This is a genomic window from Massilimicrobiota sp. mt181, from assembly GCF_055420065.1.
Window position 1 is genome coordinate 1 of sequence record NZ_JBVAYN010000062.1, and the last position, 1637, is coordinate 1637.

Here is a 1637-nt window from a genome sequence, read left to right on the forward strand (position 1 = left end):
GATCAATGTCATTAAGTTAATAAACTAATGATGTAGAGGAATACATGAAAAAGTACTCCTCTTTTTATTTTTTGAAAAATATATTGACTTTGAAGCGCAAGTGTGCGGCCTATTATTTATTCTTTTTAATAAATAATAGGCCAATTGTTTATAGGTATATGTCGGAGGTATACATTATGAACAATTTTAGACATCTTAAAAATGTGTTGAACTATAGCATTAAGAAAATGGCTGAGTGTCCAGCTATATTCTGTGAAAATCCTGATAAAGACTTCACAAGAGATAGATTGCTTACTTTTGAAACAACTATGAGGAATGTCATCTGTATGGGTATAGGTTCTTTGAAAGATGAACTTCTTAAACTTTATTCCCACTCACTAGAAACACCTACTACTTCTGCCTTTGTTCAGGCTAGGGATAAAATAAGAGTAGAAGCATTCAAAGTTTTATTCGAACGATTTAATGATAGAACACGTAAAGACAAATTATATAAAGGATATCGACTTTTAGCCATTGACGGAAGTGAACTTCCTATTTACAGTCATCGATATGATGACGATACCACTTTACTTAGAAAAAGTCGTACTAATAAACCATATTCTGCTTTTCATATAACAGCTTCATACGATCTTCTTGAATGCACTTATGAAGACATGATTATTCAAGGAGAAGCAAAAATGGATGAGAATGATGCATTTTGTCAGATTGTCGATAGATATAAAGGAAAAAAATCTATTTATATAGCTGATAGACGCTTTGAATCTTATAACGGATTTGAACATGTAGTCAAATCAGGAAACAAATATCTTATAAGAGTAAAGGATATTGAATCAAAAACAAGTATAACACGTTCTTTAGGTCCTTATCCTGAAGGTGAATTTGATATTGATGTCTTTAGAATGCTTACTTTGAAGAATACAAAAATGATTCAGGCATGTCCTCAACTATATAAAACAATAATGACAAATATGAGATTTGATTTCATGTCTAAAGAAAATCCATGGCACGAATTTAACTGCAGAATTGTGAGATTCAAGATTACTGACGATACATACGAATGTATAATCACAAATCTTGATAGAGATGAGTTTTCGGCTGATGAAATCAAAGATTTATATAATAAAAGATGGGGAATTGAAACATCATTTAGAGAATTAAAATATGCAATTGGATTAAATGCATTACATTCTCACAAAAGAAAACTTATTAAGCAAGAAATATATGCACGAGTCATACTTTATAATTTCTGTCAGCGTATTATACAGGAGATAAAAATACCTGAAAAAAGCAAAAGAAAATATAAATATCAGATTAATTTTACAAGATCGTTTCATATATTAAGAGAATTTCTAAAGAAAAAAGGTGGAAATAATCCACCAGTAGAAAATCTGATAGCTAAAGAAATACTGCCAATTCGCCCTGGCAGAAGTCACACACGCAATGTCAAACCAAAAACAGTTGTGTGCTTTAACTACAGATACGATTAGATGCCACTCCAATCGTATATATTATACACTTTGATGAATGTAGTATCAATACTACACTTTTTTAGCTTAAACAAAATAAAAAACCAGAAGCTAATACCATATTGATATTATCTTCTGGTAAAATTACATCACATTAACTTAATGACATTG

The 1637-nt window shown here is 30.3% G+C and carries 1 protein-coding gene; it reads left to right on the top strand.

Annotated elements, in window-relative coordinates; genetic code table 11:
• Positions 1 to 176: 176 nt before the first annotated feature.
• Positions 177 to 1487 carry an IS4 family transposase gene (locus tag ACZYT4_RS14010; protein ID WP_463786976.1) on the top strand — a complete coding sequence of 437 codons (1311 nt, stop codon included), beginning with the start codon at positions 177 to 179 and terminating at the stop codon, positions 1485 to 1487.
• The last annotated feature ends 150 nt before the right edge of the window (positions 1488 to 1637 follow it).

Coding starts and splice junctions, on each gene's coding strand:
- ACZYT4_RS14010 (WP_463786976.1), top strand. CDS start 177: ATGAACAATTTTAGACATCTTAAAAATGTGTTGAACTATAGCATTAAG.